At 70.3% G+C, this 23,184-nt stretch carries 18 protein-coding genes and 2 pseudogenes; 10 read left to right on the forward strand and 10 right to left on the reverse strand.

Annotated elements, in window-relative coordinates; genetic code table 11:
* Nucleotides 1-351: 351 nt before the first annotated feature.
* From OG520_RS36895 to OG520_RS36910, 4 genes and pseudogenes are all read right to left on the reverse strand, one after another.
* Nucleotides 352-513: pseudogene (locus OG520_RS36895) on the reverse strand (IS1380 family transposase); the annotation flags it as partial.
* Nucleotides 514-609: 96 nt separating this feature from the next.
* Nucleotides 610-1,203: pseudogene (locus tag OG520_RS36900) on the reverse strand (IS5 family transposase).
* A 193-nt stretch (nucleotides 1,204-1,396) separates the two neighbouring features.
* Nucleotides 1,397-1,942 carry a hypothetical protein gene (locus OG520_RS36905; RefSeq protein WP_406016018.1) on the reverse strand — a complete coding sequence of 182 codons (546 nt, stop codon included), beginning with the start codon at nucleotides 1,940-1,942 and terminating at the stop codon, nucleotides 1,397-1,399.
* 168 nt (nucleotides 1,943-2,110) lie between these two features.
* Nucleotides 2,111-3,040 (reverse strand): LLM class F420-dependent oxidoreductase, encoded by a 930-nt coding sequence (locus OG520_RS36910; RefSeq protein WP_266423829.1) that lies wholly within the window; start codon nucleotides 3,038-3,040, stop codon nucleotides 2,111-2,113.
* Nucleotides 3,041-3,274: 234 nt separating this feature from the next.
* Here OG520_RS36910 and OG520_RS36915 point away from each other — a divergent pair, with 234 nt between their 5' ends.
* From OG520_RS36915 to OG520_RS36935, 5 genes are all read left to right on the forward strand, one after another.
* On the forward strand, nucleotides 3,275-5,497 hold the full coding sequence (locus tag OG520_RS36915) for an NADP-dependent isocitrate dehydrogenase (RefSeq protein ID WP_406016019.1): 2,223 nt from the start codon (nucleotides 3,275-3,277) through the stop codon (nucleotides 5,495-5,497).
* Nucleotides 5,498-5,731: 234 nt separating this feature from the next.
* Entirely contained in the window at nucleotides 5,732-6,469 is a 738-nt protein-coding gene (locus OG520_RS36920; RefSeq protein ID WP_406016020.1) for an SDR family oxidoreductase, read from the forward strand.
* A 447-nt stretch (nucleotides 6,470-6,916) separates the two neighbouring features.
* The gene (gene ctaD / locus OG520_RS36925) at nucleotides 6,917-8,647 is read left to right on the forward strand and encodes a cytochrome c oxidase subunit I (protein ID WP_399331466.1); all 1,731 of its coding nucleotides are present in this window, start codon (nucleotides 6,917-6,919) and stop codon (nucleotides 8,645-8,647) included.
* 29 nt (nucleotides 8,648-8,676) lie between these two features.
* Nucleotides 8,677-9,018: a hypothetical protein gene (locus OG520_RS36930; protein WP_399331679.1), complete on the forward strand. Its 342-nt coding sequence runs from the start codon at nucleotides 8,677-8,679 to the stop codon at nucleotides 9,016-9,018.
* 131 nt (nucleotides 9,019-9,149) lie between these two features.
* The gene (locus OG520_RS36935; protein ID WP_399331468.1) at nucleotides 9,150-10,511 is read left to right on the forward strand and encodes an NAD(P)/FAD-dependent oxidoreductase; all 1,362 of its coding nucleotides are present in this window, start codon (nucleotides 9,150-9,152) and stop codon (nucleotides 10,509-10,511) included.
* Nucleotides 10,512-10,571: 60 nt separating this feature from the next.
* Here the strand turns inward: OG520_RS36935 and OG520_RS36940 are convergent, their stop codons facing one another.
* On the reverse strand, nucleotides 10,572-11,570 hold the full coding sequence (locus OG520_RS36940) for an aldo/keto reductase family protein (RefSeq protein WP_406016651.1): 999 nt from the start codon (nucleotides 11,568-11,570) through the stop codon (nucleotides 10,572-10,574).
* An 85-nt stretch (nucleotides 11,571-11,655) separates the two neighbouring features.
* Nucleotides 11,656-12,813: a transcription termination factor Rho gene (rho, locus tag OG520_RS36945; RefSeq protein WP_406016021.1), complete on the reverse strand. Its 1,158-nt coding sequence runs from the start codon at nucleotides 12,811-12,813 to the stop codon at nucleotides 11,656-11,658.
* Nucleotides 12,814-13,094: 281 nt separating this feature from the next.
* On the opposite strand from rho, the gene OG520_RS36950 reads away from it, so the two are divergent.
* Nucleotides 13,095-13,955, forward strand: a complete 861-nt coding sequence (locus OG520_RS36950; RefSeq protein ID WP_406016652.1) for a GNAT family N-acetyltransferase — start codon at nucleotides 13,095-13,097, stop codon at nucleotides 13,953-13,955.
* A 54-nt stretch (nucleotides 13,956-14,009) separates the two neighbouring features.
* Here the strand turns inward: OG520_RS36950 and meaB are convergent, their stop codons facing one another.
* The 3 genes from meaB to mutA are packed head-to-tail and all read right to left on the reverse strand — an operon-like array spanning nucleotide 14,010 to nucleotide 19,075.
* On the reverse strand, nucleotides 14,010-14,999 hold the full coding sequence (gene meaB, locus OG520_RS36955) for a methylmalonyl Co-A mutase-associated GTPase MeaB (RefSeq protein ID WP_406016022.1): 990 nt from the start codon (nucleotides 14,997-14,999) through the stop codon (nucleotides 14,010-14,012).
* A gap of 12 nt (nucleotides 15,000-15,011) precedes the next feature.
* Nucleotides 15,012-17,213, reverse strand: a complete 2,202-nt coding sequence (gene scpA / locus OG520_RS36960; RefSeq protein WP_406016023.1) for a methylmalonyl-CoA mutase — start codon at nucleotides 17,211-17,213, stop codon at nucleotides 15,012-15,014.
* Nucleotides 17,213-19,075, reverse strand: a complete 1,863-nt coding sequence (gene mutA / locus OG520_RS36965) for a methylmalonyl-CoA mutase small subunit (protein WP_406016024.1) — start codon at nucleotides 19,073-19,075, stop codon at nucleotides 17,213-17,215. The genes scpA and mutA overlap by 1 nt, the downstream gene beginning before the upstream one ends.
* 502 nt (nucleotides 19,076-19,577) lie before the next feature.
* Between mutA and OG520_RS36970 the strand changes: the two genes are divergently transcribed.
* From OG520_RS36970 to OG520_RS36985, 4 genes are all read left to right on the forward strand, one after another.
* On the forward strand, nucleotides 19,578-20,375 hold the full coding sequence (locus tag OG520_RS36970) for a tyrosine-protein phosphatase (protein WP_406016025.1): 798 nt from the start codon (nucleotides 19,578-19,580) through the stop codon (nucleotides 20,373-20,375).
* 167 nt (nucleotides 20,376-20,542) lie between these two features.
* Nucleotides 20,543-21,484 (forward strand): hypothetical protein, encoded by a 942-nt coding sequence (locus tag OG520_RS36975; protein ID WP_406016026.1) that lies wholly within the window; start codon nucleotides 20,543-20,545, stop codon nucleotides 21,482-21,484.
* A 136-nt stretch (nucleotides 21,485-21,620) separates the two neighbouring features.
* Complete coding sequence (locus OG520_RS36980; RefSeq protein ID WP_385327799.1) at nucleotides 21,621-22,025, forward strand: DUF1992 domain-containing protein; 405 nt, start codon at nucleotides 21,621-21,623, stop codon at nucleotides 22,023-22,025.
* A gap of 54 nt (nucleotides 22,026-22,079) precedes the next feature.
* Nucleotides 22,080-22,571: a GNAT family N-acetyltransferase gene (locus OG520_RS36985; RefSeq protein ID WP_399331484.1), complete on the forward strand. Its 492-nt coding sequence runs from the start codon at nucleotides 22,080-22,082 to the stop codon at nucleotides 22,569-22,571.
* Between the two features lie 70 nt (nucleotides 22,572-22,641).
* On the opposite strand, the gene OG520_RS36990 is transcribed toward OG520_RS36985, so the two are convergent.
* Entirely contained in the window at nucleotides 22,642-23,031 is a 390-nt protein-coding gene (locus OG520_RS36990; RefSeq protein ID WP_399331486.1) for a VOC family protein, read from the reverse strand.
* Nucleotides 23,032-23,184: the final 153 nt, after the last annotated feature.

Consider the following 23,184-nt stretch of genomic DNA (forward strand, 5'->3'; position numbering starts at 1 on the left):
GTTCATGGCGGTACTGATTAGGCAGTCGACAACGTTGCGACCGAGCCGGTCCACTGCAGCGGCGACGAGGCCGTCGTAGGGACCCCTCGCGACGCGGAGCCCAGGGGCCAAGCTTCGGGCGCGTCATCGGATTGGCGGCGCCCGAAACCTCCCAGGCGTCGGCCCGGCCGATGATGCGGACGCCGACGGAGGCGGCGGCCGTCAGCACGTTCTCCCGCTGGCGCTCGGGGGATAACGTGGCCAGCTACCGAGCAGGCACTTGCCGCATCCGTCGTAAGGTCGTTCGATCACCTTCAGGTCCGTACCGTGCAAGTTGCTCTCGTTCGAGTGTGCCCCACCGCCGGAGTACGGGGTGTCGGTGAGGAACACCTGGTGTCGCAGGCCCTCGGCCTGGTCGAAGAGGGACAGTTGTGCGCCGGGGTGCGGTCGTTCGCGACGGACGATGATGTGGGTGCTGGCCGGGTGGCTGGCAAGGTCGACCATGCCGGTCAGCTCCGCGACCTCGGCTCCCTCTGGCACGAGCGCCGACGGTGCGCCACACCGCCGCGGTGGACTGTCACGGTGTCGGTTCACAGGCAAGACATCCTCGCTAGGTTCTGTCGTCAAATGTCAGGCCCACATCAGGAGCGATGCGAGAGCGACTGCTGCTTGGTAGGACTCGGCGGTCTTGTCGTAGCGGGTGGCGATGCCGGGCCATTGCTTCAAGCGGTTGAAGCAGCGTTCGACGACGTTGCGCTGTTTGTAGAGCTGCTTGTCGAAGGCCGGCGGGCGTCCGCCGCGGCTTCCTCGCCGCGTCGCAGGCCAGGTGGATCTTGCTGGTCAGGCCACCCCGGGAGCGTCCGAGCGCGGGGCTGCGGAGCCCCCTTTTCGAGCCCCGGCGGCGTGCTGGTGGGCCCGGACGGCCGTGGAGTCGACCGACACAAGCCAGTCGATGCCTCCGGCCGCGTCCGCCTTCGCCTGGGCGGCCTGGAGCATCCGCTCAAACGTGCCGTCCAGGGCCCACCGGCGAAATCGGGTGTGCAGCGTGGCCCACGGGCCGTACCGCTCAGGCACGTCCCGCCAGGCCACCCCGGTGCGGAACTTCCACACGATGCCGTTGAGCACGGTGCGGTCGTCCAACCGCTTCCGCCCCCGCAGCGACGCGGGCAGCAGCGGCCGGACGAACTCCCACTCGGCGTCCGACAGTTCATGGCGACGTATCACCCGACCATGATCCACCAAGCAAGACCATTTGAAGACACTGCCTAGCGAGGTGGGAAGGTCCGGCACCGAGCAGGGTGCACACGGGCCGGGCTGGATTCGCCTGGTCGCTGCCGACTCTACTGATGGGGTATCACGTTGTGCCGGAGGAGGCTGAACGGATGTGCGGCGGGCAGCGCCGGGACCGGGGGAGGCTCTACCGCTCTTCGATCTCCACGAGCGGCGCGTGCTGGTACCAGGTGCAGAAGACCGAGATCTCGCGGTCGTCCCGGGTGAAGGCCACCCGGATCCACTGCGGGGTCTTCCACACCTGCATCTGCCAGCCCGATTCGGGGGTCGCCGAGACCAGGTCCGCCGAGGACCGCTTGATGCCGAAGACGACGCGGCCCCCGTCGACGGTGTAGCCCTTCACGTTCACGGCCCCGCCCGACGGCTTGCCGCTCGGGCTCGGCAGGGAAGTCGGAGCAGAGCTCCGCGGGGCGCAGGCCGACGGCCTGCGGACCGTGTCGTCCTTGCCGCCCCCGTCGCTGCCGGGCGGGGACTCGCTCGGCCCCGGGGACTTCTCGGGGCGGTACGTGAAGTAGGGCTGCGGCTTCGCTTCTTCGTCCGCGGTGCGTGCCGCGTCCGCGATCGGCAGGGCGCGGGGCGGGTCGTACGCGGTCCCCGACAGCACCGTGTGGACGCTCCACCAGGACAGCGTGACCGCAGCCCCCGTGGAGAGCGCCCAAGCCTTGCCGTGCATCAGTCCTCGTCGCATTGCGGACCGTAGTGCACCATGTGCGCCCACGGTATGCCTGGCGGTGCGCCCGCCCCGGCCCGCCGCCGGGGCGCGGCCCGACGCGGATGACGCGCGGCCTCCGCCGCCGCTCCGCGCAGCCCGTCGCCCCGTACCCGTTCCGTCGCCCTGCTGTCAGACGCCCGCCGCCCGCGCCGCCCCGTACACCTCGGCCGCCACGTCGATCAGCTCCGAGGCGTCGCGTGTCGTGCCCTGGAGATCCAGCAGGATCTCCGGAACGCCCGTCGCGGCATGGGCCACGAGGTCCTCGACGATCTGGGCCACATCGCCGTGGAAGGGGGCGCGGTCCGCACCACCGACCGGTTCGGCGCTGTACCTGGCGTTGGCACGGGCGCAGACGCCGACCGGACGCTCCCGGCCGCGCTCGGCCGCCAGGTCCTGGACCCGCTTCCACTGCTCGGTCAGCTGGGCGGCGCCCATGGCCACGGGCATCCAGCCGTCCGCCCGGTCGACCAGCCGGCGGGTGGCCCGGGGGCTGTTCGCCGGCAGATAGACCGGGATGGGGCGCACCGGCTTGGGGCCGACCTCGGACGGGGCGATGGTGGTCAGCTCGCCCTCGTACGCGACCGGATCCGGGCCCCAGACCGCCGCGCACACGTCCAGCAGCTCGTCCAGGACCGCACCACGCTTCTCGAAGGGGGCGACCGAGGCGGCCGCGTACTCGTCCAGGGACCAGCCCGTGCCGATGCCCGCGATCACCCGGCCGCCGCTCGCGACATCGAGCGAGGCGAGCGAACGGGCCAGCTGGAACGGTACGTGCAGCGGCGCGACCAGGACGCTGGTGCCGAGCCTGGCCCGGCTCGTGGCCCCGGCGGCCAGCGCGAGCGTGATCAGCGGGTCGGCGACACTGCGGTACTGCTCGGGCCAGGGCAGCCCCGGAACGCCGTACAGCCCCTGCGTGGCGGGCTCGGGAAAGATGATCCGCTCGAAGACCCACAGGCTCTCGTAGCCGACCTCCTCCGCCGCGCGTGCCACGGCGGCCACATCGCGGCCGATGTCGTACTGCTTCATCTGCGGAAGACCGAGACCCAGCGAGACCGGCATGTGCGCACTCCTTCTGGCGGGCAGTGGGGCAACCACCGTATGACACTTGTCTGTTGCCCGCCGAGCTTCCTGCCGGGGGTGCCGTCGGGTGCGATCACGATCCGGGGCGGGTGTGCGCCGCGCGACCGGGGTGACACGCTTCGCCGTCGATGAGAGCAGGGCCCTGTCGAGGCCGGGGCGATCACGAGATATCTTGATGTCAAGCAATGTTGCAGACGTGGAGCGGAGCACAGGGTGACTGACTCGACCATCATCTATACACACACCGACGAGGCCCCGGCCCTGGCGACGTATTCGTTCTTGCCGGTTGTCCAGGCGTACGCCTCGACGGCCGGGGTCAATGTCGAGAGCCGTGACATCTCGCTGGCCGGACGCATCATCGCCGGCTTCCCCGAGCGTCTGGAGGAGGGCCAGCGCATCGACGACGCGCTCGCCGAGCTCGGTGAGCTGGCCAAGCGGCCCGAGGCCAACATCATCAAGCTGCCGAACATCTCGGCCTCGATCCCGCAGCTGAAGGCTGCCATCGCCGAGCTCCAGGCGCAGGGCTACGCGCTCCCGGACTACCCGGACGACCCGCAGACCGACGAGGACAAGGACGTCCGCGCGCGCTACGACAAGGTCAAGGGCAGCGCGGTGAACCCCGTGCTGCGCGAGGGCAACTCCGACCGCCGTGCCCCCGCCTCGGTCAAGAACTACGCCAAGGCGCACCCGCACCGCATGGGCAAGTGGTCCGCCGACTCGAAGACGAACGTCGCCACCATGGGTGTCGACGACTTCCGCTCCACCGAGAAGTCCACGGTCATCGCCGAGGCCGGTTCGCTGCGCATCGAGCTCGCCGGTGACGACGGCAGCACCACCGTGCTGCGCGAGTCGGTGCCGGTGCTCGCGGGCGAGGTCGTCGACGTGGCGGTCATGCGCGTCGCGGCGCTGCGCGAGTTCTTCACCGCGCAGGTCGCCCGCGCCAAGGCCGAGGGCGTGCTGTTCTCCGTCCACCTCAAGGCCACCATGATGAAGGTCTCCGACCCGATCATCTTCGGCCACGTGGTCCGCGCCTTCTTCCCGAACACCTTCGCCAAGTACGGCGAGGCGCTCGTCGCGGCCGGTCTGTCCCCGAACGACGGCCTCGGCGCCATCCTCAAGGGCCTGGACTCGGTGCCGCACGTGGGCGCCGAGATCAAGGCGTCCTTCGAGGCCGAGCTGTCCGAGGGTCCCGCGCTGGCCATGGTCGACTCGGACAAGGGCATCACCAACCTGCACGTACCGAGCGATGTCATCGTCGACGCCTCCATGCCGGCCATGATCCGCACCTCCGGTCACATGTGGGGCCCGGACGGCGAGGAGGCCGACACCCTCGCCGTGCTGCCGGACAGCAGCTACGCGGGTGTCTACCAGGTCGTCATCGACGACTGCCGCGCCAACGGCGCCTTCGACCCGTCGACCATGGGCTCGGTGCCGAACGTCGGTCTGATGGCCCAGAAGGCCGAGGAGTACGGCAGCCACGACAAGACCTTCGAGATCCCCGCCACCGGCACGGTGCGGGTCCTCGACGGTAGCGGCGACGTCGTGCTGGAGCAGGCCGTGGGCGCCGGCGACATCTTCCGCATGTGCCAGGCCAAGGACCTGCCGATCCAGGACTGGGTCAAGCTCGCCGTCACCCGCGCCCGCGCCACCGGCGTCCCGGCCGTGTTCTGGCTCGACGAGGACCGCGCCCACGACGCGCAGCTGATCGCCAAGGTCAAGACGTACCTCGCCGACCACGACACCGACGGTCTGCAGATCGAGATCATGTCGCCGGTGAAGGCCACCGCGTTCTCGCTGGAGCGCATCCGCCGCGGCGAGGACACCATCTCGGTCACCGGCAACGTGCTGCGTGACTACCTGACCGACCTGTTCCCGATCCTGGAGCTGGGCACGAGCGCGAAGATGCTCTCCGTCGTCCCGCTCATGAACGGCGGCGGTCTGTTCGAGACGGGCGCCGGCGGCTCCGCGCCCAAGCACGTCCAGCAGCTCGTCAAGGAGAACTACCTGCGCTGGGACAGCCTGGGCGAGTTCTTCGCGCTCGCGGCCAGCTTCGAGCACCTGGCGGCCACCACGGGCAACGCGCGCGCCCAGATCCTCGCCGACACCCTCGACCGCGCGACCGGCACCTTCCTCAACGAGGACAAGTCGCCGAGCCGCAAGCTGGGCGGGATCGACAACCGCGGCAGCCACTTCTACCTGGCGCTCTACTGGGCCCAGGAGCTGGCGCAGCAGACCGACGACGCACAGCTCGCGCAGGCGTTCGCCGCGCTCGCGAAGACGCTGGGCGAGCAGGAGCAGACCATCGTCGACGAGCTGATCGCGGTGCAGGGCTCGCCGGTCGACATCGGTGGCTACTACCAGCCCGACCCGGCCAAGGCCTCGGCCGTCATGCGTCCGTCGGAGACGTTCGTCCAGGCCATCGCCGCCATCGGCTGACGAGACGCCTGAGACGGTCTGACGAAACACCTGGGGAGAAGGGGCGCGTCCGGTCGCCCCCATCCCTCCCGCCCCGGTCGGTACCATGCCCGGCCGGGGCGGTTCCATGTCCCGGACCGGCACCGCGGCCGGGCCGCCGACCCGGAGACTTTCCGCGCAGCCAGAGCCACAGGGAGCCGTTCCGGCGATAGGTTCGGACGCCCGGACCAACCGTGCTGTGGAGGAGGAGGGGCTGTGCTGACAGGCAGGAACGCCGTGGTCACCGGTGGATCACGGGGCATCGGCCGCGCGATCGTCGAGCGCCTGTGCCGCGACGGGGCACACGTGGTCTTCAACTACGCGACCAGCGCCGACGCCGCGGCCGACGTCGTCCGTACGGTGCGGGGCAACGGCGGCAAGGTGCGGGCCGTCCGACTGGATCTCGCGGACCCGGACGGCCCGGAGCGCCTGATGTCGGTCGCCGAGGAAGAGCTCGACGGGCTGGACATCCTGGTGAACAACGCCGCTCTCTGCCCCACCCCGTCCCTGATCACGGACACCGATCCGGTGGTCTTCGACAAGGTCATGGCAGTCAACACCAGAGCGGTCTTCACGACGATCCGCCACGCGGCGCTGCGGATGCGCGACGGCGGCCGCATCGTGAACATCTCCACGGCCAACACCGTGCGTCCGGGCCCCGGCATCTCCGCCTACGTGGCGAGCAAGGGCGCGGTCGAGCAGCTCACCGTCGTCGCCGCCCATGAACTCGGGGCCCGCGGGATCACGGTCAACACCGTCTCGCCCGGCGCCACCGACACCGAACTGCTGCGCGGCACCAACCAGCCGCAGGCACTGGAGGCAGTCACCGGCATGACCCCGCTGCGCCGACTGGGGGAACCCGCGGACGTGGCCGATGCGGTCGCCTTCCTCGCCGGCCACGACGGCCGATGGATCACGGGGCAGAACATCCGCGCGACCGGCGGACTGGCCTGAGCGCCGCCGGGGGACCCCGCCGGTCCCCGGTGTTCACCGGATCGATCGCCAACGGCAGCGGACCGTAAAGGAGTTCGGCCGTCAGCTCCCCGGCCCCCGGTGGACCGACGGCATGAAACGACCTGCCACCGCCGCCGGTTGACCGCACGGAAGGCCCGCGTTCCGTGTCCCGCGCGCACGACCGTCACAGTGTCCGTCGCGCTGCCGTGGACCGCCACGGCACCGGCCCGCACCAGCAATCGACACGCCCCTGCCCATGGACGCCCTGACGGGTGAATGTCACGCGGCGGCAGGCGGCGGGCCACGCATAGCGGCCCCGCGGCTGATTTGCTGCACCTGGAATCTGGCGTGACGCGCGCGGGACCGGTCTGTCGGCCGTCCCGGTGGAAACGGCGCCCCTGCCGGGTGCTCGGTCCACCCGCGAACGACAATCGAAGGAGCGTCCCAGTGACGACGACGGGCACAACAGGGGCAGCCGACGAAGAGGAGGCGTACGCGAACGAGCTTCCGGTCCGTGCCAAGGAACCGGGAAACGTCGTCATCAAGTGGCTGACCACCACCGACCACAAGACGATCGGCACGCTCTACCTCGTCACCTCGTTCGCCTTCTTCCTCGTCGGCGGTGTGCTGGCCCTGGTCATGCGCGCCGAGCTGGCGCGTCCGGGGATCCAGATCGTCTCGCCCGAGCAGTTCAACCAGGCGTTCACGATCCACGGCACGATCATGCTGCTGATGTTCGCGACGCCGCTGTTCGCCGGATTCACCAACTGGATCATGCCGCTGCAGATCGGCGCGCCCGACGTGGCGTTCCCGCGGCTGAACATGTTCGCGTACTGGCTGTACCTCTTCGGCTCGATCGTCGTGGTCGCCGGCTTCCTCACCCCGAACGGCGCGGCGGACTTCGGCTGGTTCGCCTACTCCCCGCTGACCGACGCGGTCCGCTCGCCGGGCATCGGCAGCGACATGTGGATCATGGGTCTGGCCTTCTCCGGCTTCGGCACGATCCTCGGTTCGGTCAACTTCATCACCACGATCATCGGCATGCGCGCTCCCGGCATGACGATGTTCCGCATGCCGATCTTCGTCTGGAACGTCCTGCTGACCGCTGTGCTGGTCCTGCTGGCCTTCCCGGTCCTCGCGGCGGCCCTCCTGGTGCTGGAGGCGGACCGCAAGTTCGGCGCGCACGTCTTCGACCCGGCCAACGGAGGCGCCCTGCTCTGGCAGCACCTCTTCTGGTTCTTCGGCCACCCGGAGGTGTACATCATCGCCCTGCCGTTCTTCGGCATCGTCAGCGAGGTCATCCCGGTCTTCAGCCGGAAACCGATCTTCGGCTACATCGGCCTGATCAGCGCGACGATCGCCATCGCGGGCCTCTCCGTGACCGTGTGGGCGCACCACATGTACGTCACGGGCGGTGTGCTGCTGCCGTTCTTCTCGTTCATGACCTTCCTCATCGCGGTACCGACCGGTGTGAAGTTCTTCAACTGGATCGGCACGATGTGGAAGGGATCGCTGTCCTTCGAGACACCGATGCTCTGGTCGATCGGCTTCCTGGTGACCTTCCTCTTCGGCGGCCTGACCGGTGTCATCCTCGCGTCGCCCCCGATGGACTTCCACGTGTCGGACTCGTACTTCGTCGTCGCGCACTTCCACTACGTCGTCTTCGGCACCGTGGTCTTCGCGATGTTCTCCGGATTCCACTTCTGGTGGCCGAAGTTCACCGGCAAGATGCTGGACGAGCGGCTCGGCAAGATCACGTTCTGGACGCTGTTCGTGGGCTTCCACGGCACGTTCCTGGTGCAGCACTGGCTCGGTGCCGAGGGAATGCCGCGCCGCTACGCGGACTACCTCGCCGTCGACGGCTTCACCGCGCTGAACACGATCTCGACGATCTCCTCGTTCCTGCTCGGCCTGTCGATGCTGCCGTTCCTCTACAACGTGTGGAAGACCGCCAAGTACGGCAAGAACGTCGGGGTCGACGACCCGTGGGGCTACGGCCGTTCGCTGGAGTGGGCGACCTCCTGCCCGCCGCCGCGGCACAACTTCCACACCCTGCCGCGGATCCGTTCCGAATCCCCGGCCTTCGACCTGCACCACCCCACGGTCCGCGCGCTCGACGAAGCCCTCAACCGTCCGCAGACGGAGCTCCCCCGGGCCCCGGGGGACGAGCGGGCGTGACCACGACGGACCGGGGAGAGGAGGAGCGAGTGGACCCCGACAAGGACAGCGCCCGCGGCCTGGCACAGCTGCAGGGCTACCTGCTGTGGAGCGCCGAGATCGAGGAGGCCCGCCGCATGGCGGGCCGCTTCACCGACGAGCTGCCCTGGCTCACCACGGCACAGCGCGAGGACGTGGAACGCGTCTACACCGCCGACCGTCTCGCCGCATCACGAGCGACGCTCTGCCGCATCTCCGCCCGCGCCACCGCGCTGCACGGCGAGTACGAGGCGCGCTACCGCGTGCTCAGGGCGCGCTGCGTGGCCACCGGCGTCGTGCTCGTCGGCGCGGTCGGCGGCACCTGTACCGCACTGACCCTGCTGACCCGCTGACCGGGTGGCGTCGTCCTTCCGCCGCCCCCAGCAGGCGAACTCGCCCGAGGCTCGTGAAGATGGGACGACGGGCGCGTGCGACGGGGCAGGCGAACGGATGACCGGTACAGGCCCGAGAAGGGACGAACACTGTGGCACGACCCAGGATCCTCGTTGTCGGAGCCGGATTCGCCGGAGTGGAATGCGTACGCCGTCTGGAGCGCGGGCTCATCCCCGGCGAGGCGGAGATCGCGCTCGTCGCCCCGTTCTCGTACCAGCTCTACCTCCCCCTGCTGCCACAGGTGGCGGCGGGCGTGCTCACTCCGCAGTCGGTCGCCGTCTCGCTGCGCCGCAGCCGCAAGCACCGCACCCGGATCATTCCGGGTGGGGCCATCGGCGTGGACCCCAAGGCGAAGATCTGCGTCATCCGCAAGATCACCGACGAGATCGTCTACGAGCCCTACGACTACATCGTGCTCAGTGCCGGGAGCATCACCCGTACCTTCGACATCCCCGGCCTGCTGGACAACGCACGGGGCATGAAGACACTGGCCGAGGCCGCTTATGTACGGGACCACGTGATCGCCCAGCTCGACCTCGCGGACGCCAGCCACGACGAGAACGAACGGGCCTCGCGCCTGCAGTTCGTGGTGGTCGGCGGTGGATACGCGGGCACCGAGACGGCAGCCTGTCTGCAGCGCCTCACCAGCAGCGCGGTGAGGCATTACCCGAGGCTCGACCCGAAGCTGATCAAGTGGCACCTCATCGACATCGCCCCGAAGCTGATGCCCGAACTGGGGGACAAGCTGGGCCGCAGCGCCCTGGAGGTGCTGCGCGCCCGTGGCATCGAGGTGTCGCTCGGCGTCTCGATCGCCGAGGCCGCCCCGGAGAAGGTGACCTTCACCGACGGCCGGGTACTGCCCTGCCGAACCCTGATCTGGACGGCGGGCGTCACCGCGAGCCCGCTGGTCAACACGCTCGACGCGGAGACGGTACGCGGACGGCTGGCCGTCACCCCCGAGATGAGGCTGCCGGGCTTCGACGGCGTCTTCGCCCTCGGCGACTGCGCGGCCGTGCCGGACCTGAGCAAGGGCGACGGAGCAGTCTGCCCGCCCACCGCACAGCACGCCACGCGCCAGGGCCGCAGGCTCGCCGACAACCTCATCGCGACACTGCGGCACCAGCCGCTGAAGCCGTACGTCCACAAGGACCTCGGTCTCGTCGTGGACCTCGGCGGCAAGGACGCGGTCTCCAAGCCGCTCGGAGTCGAGATGCACGGAATCCCCGCGCAGGCCGTCGCCCGCGGGTACCACTGGTCGGCGCTGCGCACCAATGTCGCCAAGGCGCGGGTCATGACCAACTGGGTACTCAACGCGGTCGCGGGCGACGACTTCGTACGCACCGGCTTCCTGTCCCGTCAGCCGGCGAAACTGCGCGACTTCGAGTACATCAACTCCTACCTCACACCGGCGCAGGTCCGCGAGCACACCGCCGCGCTGCACACCGGCACCTGATCACGCAGTGCACCGCCCCGGCCCCCGCTAGGGCCGGGGCCGGGGCGGAGGCCGGCCGGATCAGCTGTTGCCCGTGTGCCCGGCCGTCAGCGCGGGATCCCGCTCGACCACCGGGTCCAGGATGTCGTCGATCCCCTTCAGCAGCTCCGCGTCGAGTGTCACACCGGCCGCCCGGACGTTCTCCGTCACCTGCTCGGGCCGGGAGGCGCCGATGATCGCGGCGGAGACGTTCGAGTTCTGCAGCACCCACGCGACCGCGAGCTGGGCCAGACTGAGACCGGCGCCGTCGGCGAGCGGCCGCAAGCGCTGGACGCGCTCCAGCACGTCGTCGCGCAGCCAGCCGGCGACCATGTTCGCGCCGCCCTTGTCGTCCGTCGCCCGCGAACCGGCCGGGAGCGGCGCACCGGGCTTGTACTTGCCCGTGAGAGCGCCCTGGGCGATCGGGGACCAGACGATCTGGCCGATGCCCAGCTCCTCGGAGGCGGGCACCACATCGCTTTCGATGACCCGCCACAGGGCCGAGTACTGCGGCTGGTTGGAGATCAGCGGCACCTGCAGCTCGCGGGCCAGTCCATGGGCTGCGCGCAGCTGGTCGGCCGTCCACTCCGAAACGCCGATGTAGAGGGCCTTGCCGGAGCGGACGACGTCGGCGAACGCCTCCATGGTCTCCTCCAGCGGTGTCGAGTGGTCGTAGCGGTGGGCCTGGTACAGGTCCACGTAATCCGTCTGCAGGCGGCGCAGCGAATTGTCGATGGACTCCATGATGTGCTTGCGGCCGAGCCCCCGGTCGTTGTGTCCGGGACCGGTCGGGAAGTAGACCTTGGTGAACACCTCCAGACCCTCACGGCGTTCGTTCCTGAGCGCCCGGCCCAGGACGGCCTCGGCCCGGGTCTCGGCGTAGACGTCCGCGGTGTCGAAGGTGGTGATTCCGGCGTCCAGGGCGGCGCGGATGCAGGCGACCGCCGCGTCCTCCTCCACCTGGGAGCCGTGGGTGAGCCAGTTTCCGTAGGCGATCTCACTGATGGTCAGACCGCTGCGGCCGAGTCGGCGGAACTCCATGTGGCTGCTCTCCCTGTGCTCGTGAGCGCGGATCATGCATGGCCCGGCCATGCTATTGCGCCGGGCCGGCGCCGCGCGGACAGGCTCAGGCGTCCGGGACGGTGCGGTGGACGGCACGGAGGAAGGCCGCGTTGTCCGGGGTGCGGCGGATCCGGTCCAGCAGCGTCTCCAGCGCGGTCTGCGGGTCCCTGGCGTGCAGCGCGCGCCGAAGTCCCCGTACCACGCGCAACTCGCCCTCCGGCAGAAGGAGTTCCTCGCGCCGGGTGCCGGACGCCGGGATGTTCACGGCCGGGTGGATGCGCCTGTCCGCGAGTTGGCGGTCGAGCCGGAGCTCCATGTTGCCGGTGCTCTTCAGCTCTTCGAAGAAGTAGTCGTCGGCGCGGGAGCCGGTCTCCACCAGCGCCGTGGCCAGGATGGTGAGGGAGCCGCCCTCCTCGGCGAGTCGGGCGGCGCCGAAGAGCTGCTTGGGGCCGAGCAGGGCGGCCGCGTCGACGCCGCCGCTGAGAGTGCGTCCGCCCGCGGCGGAGGCGTTGTTGTGGGCGCGGCACAGACGGGTGAGGGAGTCGAGCAGGATGACGACGTCCTGGCCCTGTTCGACCAGTCGCTTGGCACGTTCGACCGCGAGTTCGGCGAGTGCGATATGCTCCTTTGCAGGCCGGTCGAACGTCGAGGCGAGCACCTCGCCCCGTACGGACCGGCGCATGTCGGTGACCTCTTCGGGGCGTTCGTCGACCAGCACCACCATCAGGTGGCACTCGGGGTGGTTGGCGGCGACGGCGGCGGCGACCTGCTGGAGCAGCACCGTCTTTCCGGTCCTGGGCGGCGCGACGACGAGCCCGCGCTGCCCCTTGCCGATCGGTGTGATCAGGTCGACGACACGCATCGCGGCACCGCCGGACGGTGTCTCCAGCCGCAGCCGGTGCCCGGGGTGGAGCGGGGTGAGGTCGCGGAAGTGCGGCCGGCCGCGAAGCGCCCGCGGGGAGCGGCCGTTGACCTGCTCCACGGCGGAGAGCGTACGGGGGCGGTCGCACAGCCCCTCGACGGCATCGCCCCGGCGCAGGCCGTGGCGGCGGATCAGGGCGGCAGGGACCACCACGTCGCCGGGGGAGGGGCGGCCGTCCTGGACGCGCAGCGCGCCGTTCCCCTGGTGTGTGATGTCGAGGACGCCGGCGGTCCTGGTCGCTGTCGTGGTGTCGGTGGTCAACTCCTGTCGGAGCAGCGGGTGTTCGAGAGTGCTGGTCATGGTGGGCGGTCCTTTCGCGGACATGGCGAATGAAGGGGCCGGACGGCGCGGGCGGAAGTGATCACGCCCCGCACGACGGGCGGGAAAGCCCGGACGGAGAAGAATCCGGTCCGAACTGGATGATGTGATGTGCGAAAGCTGGATCGCCGGTCGGAAAAGGACGGGCGCGGCAGCTTCGGAGAGGTGACTCGGCACCGGCGCCTCGAAGCGAGGCCGACACAAGTACCAAAGGCACCGTACCACGGCCCTGGGGAACCGGGGTCGGGCCGAAGGTCACCGCACTGTCCGACCCCGATCGGGCCAGTGGCAGCCACCGTCTGGTCTGGCTCGCCTCCGACCCCGAGGGCAGCCCCGTCGGATCGGCGTTCCTGCGCGTCTTCACCCGCGAGGGCCAGGACCACCTCGCGGAACTGGAGCTCCACGTCCACCCGGCGGAGCGCCGCAAGGGCATCGGCTCGCGGCTGTTCGACACGGCGGTCGCCGCCGCCTGCGAGGAGGGCCGGCGCAGCGTCATCGCGCAGGTCGGGGCCGGGACCCCGGGGGATCGATTCCTGCGGGCCAAGGGGCTGCGCAAGGTGCTGACCCTGACGTACGTCCGGCTTCCGCTGGCGAAGGCCGACACCGAGGCCCTGCGCCGGACCGTCGGGCAGCCGCATCCGGGCTACCGGCTCATCTCCTGGGACGGCACCGTCCCGGACGACCTCGCGCCGACGTTCGCCGCGTCCCGCCGGGCCATGGACGACATGCCCATGGACGACACCGACTTCGGCACGGTCGTCTGGGACGTGGACCGGCTCCGGTCCGCGGCGGCGGCCGTCGCCGCTCGCGGCGACCTGCTCCACACGGTCGCGGTGGTCGACGAGTCCGACGCCACGATCGTGGGCTTCACGGAACTCGTCGTCCCGGGCGACGGGACGGGCGACGGCCAGCACTACGGCACCGGAGTCCTTCCCGAGCACCGGGGACGCGGCCTCGGCCGGTGGATGAAGACGCGGTCCATCCTCCAGGCCCGCGAAAGCCACCCGGGCCTGGAAGGGCTGCTGACGGACACCGCCGACAGCAATACGCACATGCGGAGCATCAACGACGCGCTCGGCTACGAGCCGACACACAAGTCGGTGGAGTACCAGCTCGATCTGTAGGAGCCTGCTGTCCGGTGGTCGGGGTGAGGCCCCGACCACCGGCCTTCTTCCGGATCAGGCCGTGCCCCGGAACGCGGCCAGGATCCGCTCGGCCGCCAGCGTGGCCGTCAACTCGCCTTCCCGCACCAGCTGTTCCAGCCCCGGAGCGAGCGCGCGCACCTCCGGATGACCGCGCAGACTCTCCAGCAGCTCGTCCCGCACCATCGTCCATGTCCAGTCGACCTGCTGGTCACGACGCTTCGCGGCGAGCCGGCCGGTCGACTCCAGCAGCGCACGGTGCTGCTCCAGCCGCTCCCACAGCGTGTCGAGACCGGCCGACTCACGGGCGCTGCACGTGAGGACCGGCGGGGTCCATGCCGCGTCCGCCGGGTGCATCAGCCGCAGCGCACCCGCCAGTTCACGGGCGGCCGCGCGGGCGTCGCGCTCGTGCGGGCCGTCCGCCTTGTTGACCGTGATCGCGTCCGCCAGCTCCAGCACACCCTTCTTGATCCCCTGGAGCTGATCGCCGGTCCGGGCCAGCGTCAGCAGCAGAAACGTGTCGACCATGTTGGCCACCGCCGTCTCCGACTGTCCGACGCCCACCGTCTCCACCAGCACCACGTCGTACCCCGCGGCCTCCATCACCACGATGGACTCCCGGGTCGCCTTGGCCACCCCGCCGAGCGTCCCGGCGGTCGGGGACGGGCGTACGAACGCCGCCGGGTCCACCGCGAGCCGCTCCATCCTCGTCTTGTCGCCCAGGATGGAGCCGCCGGTACGGCTGGAGGACGGATCGACGGCCAGTACCGCGACCCGGTGCCCGAGCCCGGTGAGCATCGTGCCGAGGGCGTCGATGAAGGTGGACTTTCCGACCCCCGGGACGCCGCTGATGCCGATCCGCCGCGCGGAGCCGGAGTGCGGCAGCAACTCGCGCAGCAACTGCTGGGCCAGCGCCCGGTGATCGGGGCGGGTGGACTCGACGAGAGTGATGGCGCGCGCGATCTGCGCCCGCTTCCCGTCGAGCACCCCCTTCACATAGCTGTCGATATCGATCTTCGGAGCCATCGGGTCAGCGGCTCACAGCTCGTGACCGAGCGCGGCACCGAGCCGCGTCACCAGGTCGTACGCGGCATCCGGAATGACCGTGCCGGGCGGGAACACGGCCGTCGCGCCCGCCTCGTGCAGCGCCTCGACGTCCTGCGGCGGAATCACCCCGCCCACCACGATCATGATGTCCTCGCGCCCTTCGGCCGCCAGCTCCTCGCGGAGCGCCGGCACCAGCGTGAGGTGCCCGGCGGCCAGCGAGGAGACGCCCACGATGTGCACGTCCGCCTCGACCGCCTGCCGTGCCACCTCGGCCGGCGTCTGGAACAGCGGGCCGACGTCGACGTCGAAGCCCAGGTCGGCGAAGGCCGTCGAGATCACCTTCTGGCCGCGGTCGTGGCCGTCCTGTCCCATCTTGGCGACCAGGATGCGCGGACGGCGCCCCTCGGCCTCCTCGAACCTGTCCACCAACGCCCGGGTCCGGTCCACGGAAGGGGATTCACCTGCCTCGTTGCGATACACACCGGAGATCGTACGGATCTGGCCCGCATGCCTCCCGTACACCTTCTCCAGTGCGTCCGAGATCTCGCCCACGGTCGCCATCGCGCGTGCCGCGTCGACGGCGAGGGCCAGCAGATTGCCTTCGAGGCCGGGGCCGGGATCGCGCCCGGCCGCGGCCGTGAGCGCGTCCAGCGCGGCCCGGCAGGCCGACTCGTCGCGCTCCTCGCGCAGCCGGCGCAGCTTCTCGATCTGCTGGGTGCGCACCGACGAGTTGTCGACCTTGAGCACATCGATCTGCTCATCGGTCTCCACCCGGTACTTGTTCACCCCGATCACCGGCTGGCGTCCGGAGTCGATCCGCGCCTGGGTGCGGGCCGCGGCCTCCTCCACCCGGAGCTTGGGGATGCCCGCGTCGATGGCCTGCGCCATGCCGCCCGCCGCCTCGACCTCCTCGATGTGCTGCCAGGCCCGGCGCGCCAGGTCGTACGTCAGCTTCTCCACGTACGCGCTGCCGCCCCACGGGTCGATCACCCGGCCGGTGCCCGACTCCTGCTGGAGCAGCAGCTGGGTGTTCCGGGCGATCCGGGCGGAGAAGTCCGTCGGCAGGGCGAGCGCCTCGTCGAGCGCGTTGGTGTGCAGTGACTGGGTGTGCCCCTGGGTGGCGGCCATCGCCTCCACACAGGTCCGGGTGACGTTGTTGAACACGTCCTGCGCGGTCAGCGACCACCCCGACGTCTGCGAATGGGTGCGCAGCGACAGCGACTTGGCGTTCTTCGGCTCGAACTCCTTGACCAGCTTGGCCCAGAGCAGCCGGGCCGCCCGCAGCTTCGCGATCTCCATGAAGAAGTTCATGCCGATCGCCCAGAAGAACGACAGCCGGGGCGCGAACGCGTCCACGTCGAGACCGGCGTCCCGTCCGGCCCGCAGATATTCCACCCCGTCCGCGAGGGTGTACGCCAGCTCCAGATCGGCCGTCGCACCCGCCTCCTGGATGTGATAGCCGGAGATGGAGATCGAGTTGTAGCGCGGCATCTTCTGCGAGGTGTACGCGAAGATGTCGGAGATGATCCGCATCGAGGGCTTCGGCGGATAGATGTAGGTGTTGCGGACCATGAACTCCTTCAGAATGTCGTTCTGAATGGTCCCGGCCAGCTTCTCGGGCCCGACGCCCTGCTCCTCCGCGGCCACGATGTACAGCGCCAGTACGGGGAGCACCGCGCCGTTCATCGTCATCGACACCGACATCCGGTCCAGCGGGATGCCGTCGAAGAGCTGTCGCATGTCGTAGATCGAGTCGATCGCCACGCCCGCCATGCCGACATCGCCGGTCACCCGCGGGTGGTCGCTGTCGTAGCCGCGGTGGGTCGGCAGGTCGAAGGCGACGGACAGGCCCTTCTGCCCGGCCGCGAGGTTGCGGCGGTAGAAGGCGTTGGACTCCTCGGCGGTGGAGAACCCGGCGTACTGCCGGATCGTCCAGGGCTGGTTGACGTACATCGTCGGGTACGGGCCCCGCAGATACGGGGCGATGCCCGGATACGTACCGAGGAAGTCGAGCCCTTCGAGGTCGTGTCCGGTGTACAGCGGCTTGACCGCGATGCCCTCCGGGGTCTCCCACAGCAGGTCGCCGTCGGAACTGCCGGAGGACTCCTTCACCGAGGTGCGCCACCGCTCCTCGGACACCTCGGCGGCGGCGCCCGGACCGAGCTCGATGCCGGAGAAGTCAGGGATACGCATTACGCCACATCCATACGGTCGAGGAGGGAGGAGAGCACGGCCACCACATCGGAGCCCGCGAAGACGTACTCGTCGACGTCGGTGTAGTCGCCGGGGCGGCCGGCGAGGAGCACCCGCAGCGCACCCGCCGAACCCAGCGCCTCGGCTACCGCCGCGGCCTGCTCGGCGTAGAGCGCGTCGCTGGAGCAGAGGCAGGCCACGGTGGCCCCGCTGGCCTTGAACGCGGCGGCGGCCGTGGTCGCGTCGACCGAGACCGGGTCGTGGACCGGTTCGATGCCGCCGGCCTGGAAGAGGTTGGCGGCGAACGACGCCCGCGCGGTGTGCGCCGCGGCGGGGCCGAGCGCGGCGAGGAACACCTTGGGCCGCTGCCCGGTCGCCGCGAGGTGGGCGTCCGACCGGGCGCGCAGCGCCTCGAACACCTCGTCACGGCGGACCCTGGGCAGACCGCCCGATGCCTCGGCCGGTACGGCGGGGGCCGGCTCGCGCTCCACCGGGCGTTCCGCCAGCTGCGGGAACTCGCTGACCCCGGTGATCGGCTCCTTGCGGCGCGCCAGGTCCTTGCTGCGCGCCGCCCAGGTGGCCGCGAGACGCTCGCCGATCATCCCGGAGCGAAGGGCGGCGGCCTGGCCACCGGACCGTTCGATCTCCTGGAAGAACGACCATGCGGCGTCCGCGAGTTCGGCGGTGAGCCGCTCCACGTACCAGGAGCCGCCCGCCGGGTCGATCACCCGGGCCAGGTGCGACTCCTCCAGCAGGATCGTCGACGTGTTACGGGCGATGCGCCGGGCGAACGCGTCCGGCAGGCCCAGGGCGTGATCGAAGGGCAGCACGGTGACGGAGTCGGCGCCGCCGACACCCGCACCCAGACACGCCAGCGTCGTGCGCAGCATGTTCACCCAGGGATCGCGCCGCGTCATCATCACCGACGACGTCACCGCGTGCTGGCGCTGCGCACCGGCTCCGGCCGCCCCGCACACCTCGGCCACCCGGGACCACAGCCGTCGCGCGGCCCGCAGCTTGGCGATGGTCAGGAACTGGTCGGCGGTCGCCGCGAACCGGAACTCCAGCTGCCCGCAGGCGTCCTCGACCGACAGCCCGGCGTCCGTCAGCGCCCGCAGACACGCGACACCGGTCGCCAGTGAAGCACCCAGCTCCTCGGCCGCCGAACCGCCGGCCTCGTGGTACGGCAGCGCGTCGACGGTCAGCGCCCGCAGTCCGGGAAACTCCTGTGCGCACCGCTGTGCCCAGTGGACCGCGGCCGACAGATCGGGTTCGGCGCCGCTGCGGGCGGCCTGCCCGAACGGGTCGGCGCCCAGGTTGCCGCGCACGCTCCCCGCGTCGACGCCCCGCTCCGCGCAGATCCGCAGCAACTCCGTCGCCGCGGCGTCGGTCTCGCCGCCGGCATCGAGCACCACGGGGGCCAGATCGAGGTAGACACCGTCCAGGGCCCCCGCCAGCGCCGACACCGGAACACCCGCGGCACCGCCCACGGTCAGCCACAGCGAGGTGACACCGTTCTCCAGATCGGCCAGCACCGCCTCGTTGAGGCGCGCGGGATCCGGGAGCGTGTGCCGCTGCCGTACGTCCCAGCCGCCCGCCGCGTTGCCCTCGGCCTTGCTGCCGCGGGTGAAGGGGGCGAAGCCCGGATATCCGGCATCGGGCGCGCTGTCGCGCGAGGTGTAGAGGGGGCGGGTGATGAGCCCGTCCTCCACTGTGGTGGACAGTGCTTCCTCGGCGGCCGAACCCGCGGCGTCCTTGCCCGACTTGCGCAGCACGCCTTCGACGAGGCGTTGCCAGTGCTCATGGGCGGGAGCGGGGAATTCGGCGGCCAACGAAAGCCCGTCGGCAGGCAGGACCGTCATGCCCAGATGCTAGGTCAGGGCGTTAGAGGGCAGCATGGGTTCCGCTTGTGACCTTGCCCTCTCCGAGCGCACTTGATCCTTCACCCAGCGTCGCGTAGACGACCGGGCCCGGCGCTCGGGTGATTCCTCCGATGGGCCCGGCAAGAACGTCGAGGCGGGCCGTGGTCGCTGTCGCCATCCTCTGACGGCGAAGAATCCGGGATCCGGCCCCCCGTGCCCAGAAGGGAATCGCAGCGCCAGGAATTCGAGGGTCGGCGTACCGTTCCGCGCATCGACCGCCGTTGCCCTTCCGACGGAGTTTCGGAGAATACGCCGCTATTGGTGTGGTACGCCCCTGACCTGGGTGAGGTCGGTTTCGATTTCACATTTCCTTTATCTCCGGACGTGCCCCCGATCGATACCTTCCGGCGTTTTACTTTGTCGATTTCCCGGCCGCGTGCGACGTTTGATACGGCCAGGCCGAATTAATTCGGATACGCGTCGGAAAAAGGGGAAGTTCATCGTGCAGACAGCCAGGGCCGTCCCGTCATCCACCGTCCTCAACCTGCGCGACCTGGGCGGCATCGCCCTGGGCCCGGACCACCGGGTCCGGGCGGGTGTCGTGCTGCGGTCCGGACAGCTCAGCGGGCTCGACGCGGCGCAGGATTCGCAGGTGGCCGCGCTCGGCATCCGCACCGTCGTCGATCTGCGGACCGCCGACGAGCGTGCCGCCGCACCCGACCGGCTGCCTCCCGGGGCGCGGCTGTTCGTCGCCGATGTGCTCGGGGACAATCCGGGTGTGGCGCCCGCCCGGTTGCGCGCGCTCCTCGCCGACCCCGTCGAGGCGGAGCGGATGCTGGGGGGCGGAAAGGCGGAGGGACTGTTCGCGGACACCTACCGGCAGATGGTGCTCTCGCCGGGCGCGTCCGCCGCCTACCGGGCCTTTGTCGAGACGGTCGCCGACGACCGCGCCCGGCCGGTGCTCTTCCACTGCACGGCCGGCAAGGACCGTACCGGCTGGGCCACCGCCCTCCTCCTGATGATGATCGGCGCGTCACGCGATGCCGTGCGCGCCGAGTTCCTCGCGGTGAATCCGGTGGTGCGGGTCGCCTTCGCGCCCTATGTGCAGGACTTCCTCGACGCGGGCGGCGACCCGGAGATCGCGTCCGCCATCACCGAGGTCCGCCCCCGCTATCTCGACACGGCACTCGACGCCATGGACGAGAGGTGGGGTGGGCTCGACGGGTATGTGCGCGACGGCCTGCGCATTCCTGACGTGGCGATGGAGCGGCTGCGTGGCGGACTGGTGGTGCCGGCCTGAACCGCGGGCCGTGACCCGGCCGGCCCTCCTGACGGAAGTGGCCACACATCCTCCCGCGCACCCGGGAAGCGATGGTGCGCTCCAGGGTTGACTTGATACCCCCAGGGGGTATGTTGTGGGGCATCGGGAAGCGCTGCCTCCCGGTCGACCCGATGGAGGAAACCGTCATGAACAACGCACTGAGGATCACCGCCTTCGCCGCCGCGCTCGCCGCGACCTTCGGGACCGCGTACGGAGTGGGCAGGGGTGTCGACCCGCTGGTGGCCGCCGAGGACCGCCCCGCTGGGCAGCACGGCGGCCACGGCGGGGGAGAGGAGGGCGGGGCGAAGGCGGCGACGGACCGTGCGGCCGGCGGGCTGGAGATCTCCGACGGCGGCTACACGCTGGCCCTGGAGACGCCGACGGTCCGGGCCGGGGTCCGGGCCGGGATCCGGTTCGCCGTCAAGGACGACAGTGGGCGCAAGGTCACCGCCTATCGGCGTGAGCACGGCAAGGAGTTGCATTTCATCCTCGCCTCGACCGACCTCACCCAGTACCGGCATCTGCACCCCGTCCGTGCGGCCGACGGCACCTGGTCGACCCCGGTCGACCTCCCCGAAGCCGGTGGCTACCGGGTGTTCGCCGACTTCACCCCGGCGGCCGCGGGTGCCGAGAACCTCACGCTGGGAGCGGATCTGGCCGTCTCCGGTGCCTACCGCCCCGCCCCTCTCCCGGCCTCGAGCGCCACCGCCGAGGTCGACGGCTACCAGGTCGCACTCGGCGGCGAACTCCGCGCCGGCCGGGTCGGCGAACTCGAGCTCGCCATCAGCAGGAACGGCCGTCCCGTCACCGATCTCCAGCCCTACCTCGGCGCGTACGGGCATCTGGTCGCCCTGCGCTCGGGCGACCTGGCCTATCTGCATGTCCACCCGAACGAGGGAGGTCCTGGTCCGGCGGTGTCCTTCACCGCGACGGCGCCCAGCGCGGGAACGTACCGGCTCTTCCTCGACTTCAAGCACGAGGGCAAGGTGCGCACGGCGGCGTTCACCGTCCGGGTGGCGGAGCCGGGCGACGGCGGCGACGGACACCGGGAGAGCGGCACCGGGGTGCCCGCCGCGCACGCGCACTGACGTGGACGACCCGGTTTCCGAAATGGCCCTGTGCCGAGGCGCGTTGAGGCGTGGGGGCCGGGGTGCGCCGGGTTCCCCCTCGGCTCCTGGGTATCGTGAAAGGACCAGATTTCGAATCCTCCGAGAGGGGCGTACGTTGACCGAGCGCAAGCCTGCGGGCGTCAGCTTCGAATCATGGGTCGACAAGCAGATCCGGGAGTCCGAGCAGCGCGGCGACTTCTCGCAGTTGCCGGGATTCGGCAAGCCGCTCGAAAGTCTTGAGGCTCCCTACGACGAGAACTGGTGGATCAAGCAGAAGATGCAGCGCGAGGGGGTGTCGGTGCTCCCGCCGGCGCTGGCCCTGCGCAAACAGGCGGAGGACGTGGCCGAAGCCGTGCCCGGGGCGCGGACGGAGGCCGAGGTACGGCGCATGCTGGCAGAGGTCAACGAGAAGATCCGGGCGGCCATCAGGCGGCCGCCGCCGGGACCGCCGCTGAACCTCAAGCCGTTCGACATCGACGCCGTGGTCGACGAGTGGCGCACGACGCGCGACCCCTCGTAGCCTCGACGGGCCCGTGGGGCGGTGCCCGGCCGCCGGATACGTAATACTCCATCCATGACATCGAGCATTACGCGCCGGGACGGCGGGGCGCGACGGGAGACCGTGCGCATCAGGCGGGCGACCGCCCGGGACGCGAAGCGGCTCACCCGGCTGGTCAGGACGTCCCGCGCCTACGAGGGGCAGTACGCCGCCATGGTCGCCGGATACCGGGTGGGTCCCGACTACATCGAGACCCATCGGGTCTTCGCGGCCGTGGAGCCCGGCACCGAGCGGCTGCTCGGCTTCTACTCGCTCGTTCTCGCGCCGCCGGAACTCGACCTGATGTTCGTCGCCGACGATGCGCAGGGACTCGGCATCGGGCGGCTCCTCGTCGGGCATCTGCGCGGCGAGGCGGAGCGTGCCGGCCTCACCGGCGTCCGCGTCGTATCGCATCCGCCCGCCGAGGGTTTCTACCGGAGTGTGGGTGCCCGGCGGACCGGCACCCTGGTGGCCAACCCGCCCGCGGTGATGTGGGACCGGCCCGAACTGCTGCTGCCGATCGCCTGAACCCACGCGGAGCGGTCCGGCCGGGACCCGTGCACGAGCCCCGGCCGAACCCTCTTACCGGGTCGCTGCGCTACGAGGCGACGCCCCCGTACGGGCGCGTGATGATCTCCATGGCATGACCGGCGGGATCGAGGAAGTACACACCTCGGCCGCCGTCGTTGTGGTTGATCTCGCCCGGATGCTTCTGGTGCGGATCCGCGTAGTACGTGAGCCCGAGCTCCTTGATCCGGGCGTACGCCGTGTCGAACTCCGCTTCCGAGACGAGGAAGGCGTAGTGCTGCATGACGATCGAGGCCTCGGGAATGGTCGCGAAGTCCAAGGTGACCCCGTTCGCGGTTTCGACCGCGACGAACGGGCCCCATTCCGCGCCGACTTCCAGCCCCAGTATGTCCGCGAGGAACTCGGCGGACTCCCGGTTGTCCCGGGCGTGAACGATGGTGTGATTCAACTGGACTGACACTGTGGAATGCCTCCAACAGGCATCTCCGGGCACCTCCACGCCTCACCCGGCCGGTGACCGACGCGCGATGCCGTACCTAAAATCCTAGGTGAGGTCGAACTGGTCGTCGAGTGCCGGTGATCGATCCGGCCATCACCCCGGCCCCGGTGACCG

This window comes from Streptomyces sp. NBC_00984, assembly GCF_045162475.1.
In the GTDB taxonomy this organism is placed as follows: Bacteria; Actinomycetota; Actinomycetes; order Streptomycetales; family Streptomycetaceae; genus Streptomyces.

Bases quoted from the DNA above. Each gene is read 5' to 3' on its own strand.
- OG520_RS36975 (WP_406016026.1), top strand. From the start codon at position 20,543: ATGAACAACGCACTGAGGATCACCGCCTTCGCCGCCGCGCTCGCCGCG.
- OG520_RS36905 (WP_406016018.1), bottom strand. From the start codon at position 1,942: ATGCACGGCAAGGCTTGGGCGCTCTCCACGGGGGCTGCGGTCACGCTG.
- scpA (WP_406016023.1), bottom strand. From the start codon at position 17,213: ATGCGTATCCCTGACTTCTCCGGCATCGAGCTCGGTCCGGGCGCCGCC.
- OG520_RS36910 (WP_266423829.1), bottom strand. From the start codon at position 3,040: ATGCCGGTCTCGCTGGGTCTCGGTCTTCCGCAGATGAAGCAGTACGAC.
- meaB (WP_406016022.1), bottom strand. From the start codon at position 14,999: ATGGCTCCGAAGATCGATATCGACAGCTATGTGAAGGGGGTGCTCGAC.
- OG520_RS36940 (WP_406016651.1), bottom strand. From the start codon at position 11,570: ATGGAGTTCCGCCGACTCGGCCGCAGCGGTCTGACCATCAGTGAGATC.
- mutA (WP_406016024.1), bottom strand. From the start codon at position 19,075: ATGACGGTCCTGCCTGCCGACGGGCTTTCGTTGGCCGCCGAATTCCCC.
- OG520_RS36985 (WP_399331484.1), top strand. From the start codon at position 22,080: ATGACATCGAGCATTACGCGCCGGGACGGCGGGGCGCGACGGGAGACC.
- rho (WP_406016021.1), bottom strand. From the start codon at position 12,813: ATGACCAGCACTCTCGAACACCCGCTGCTCCGACAGGAGTTGACCACC.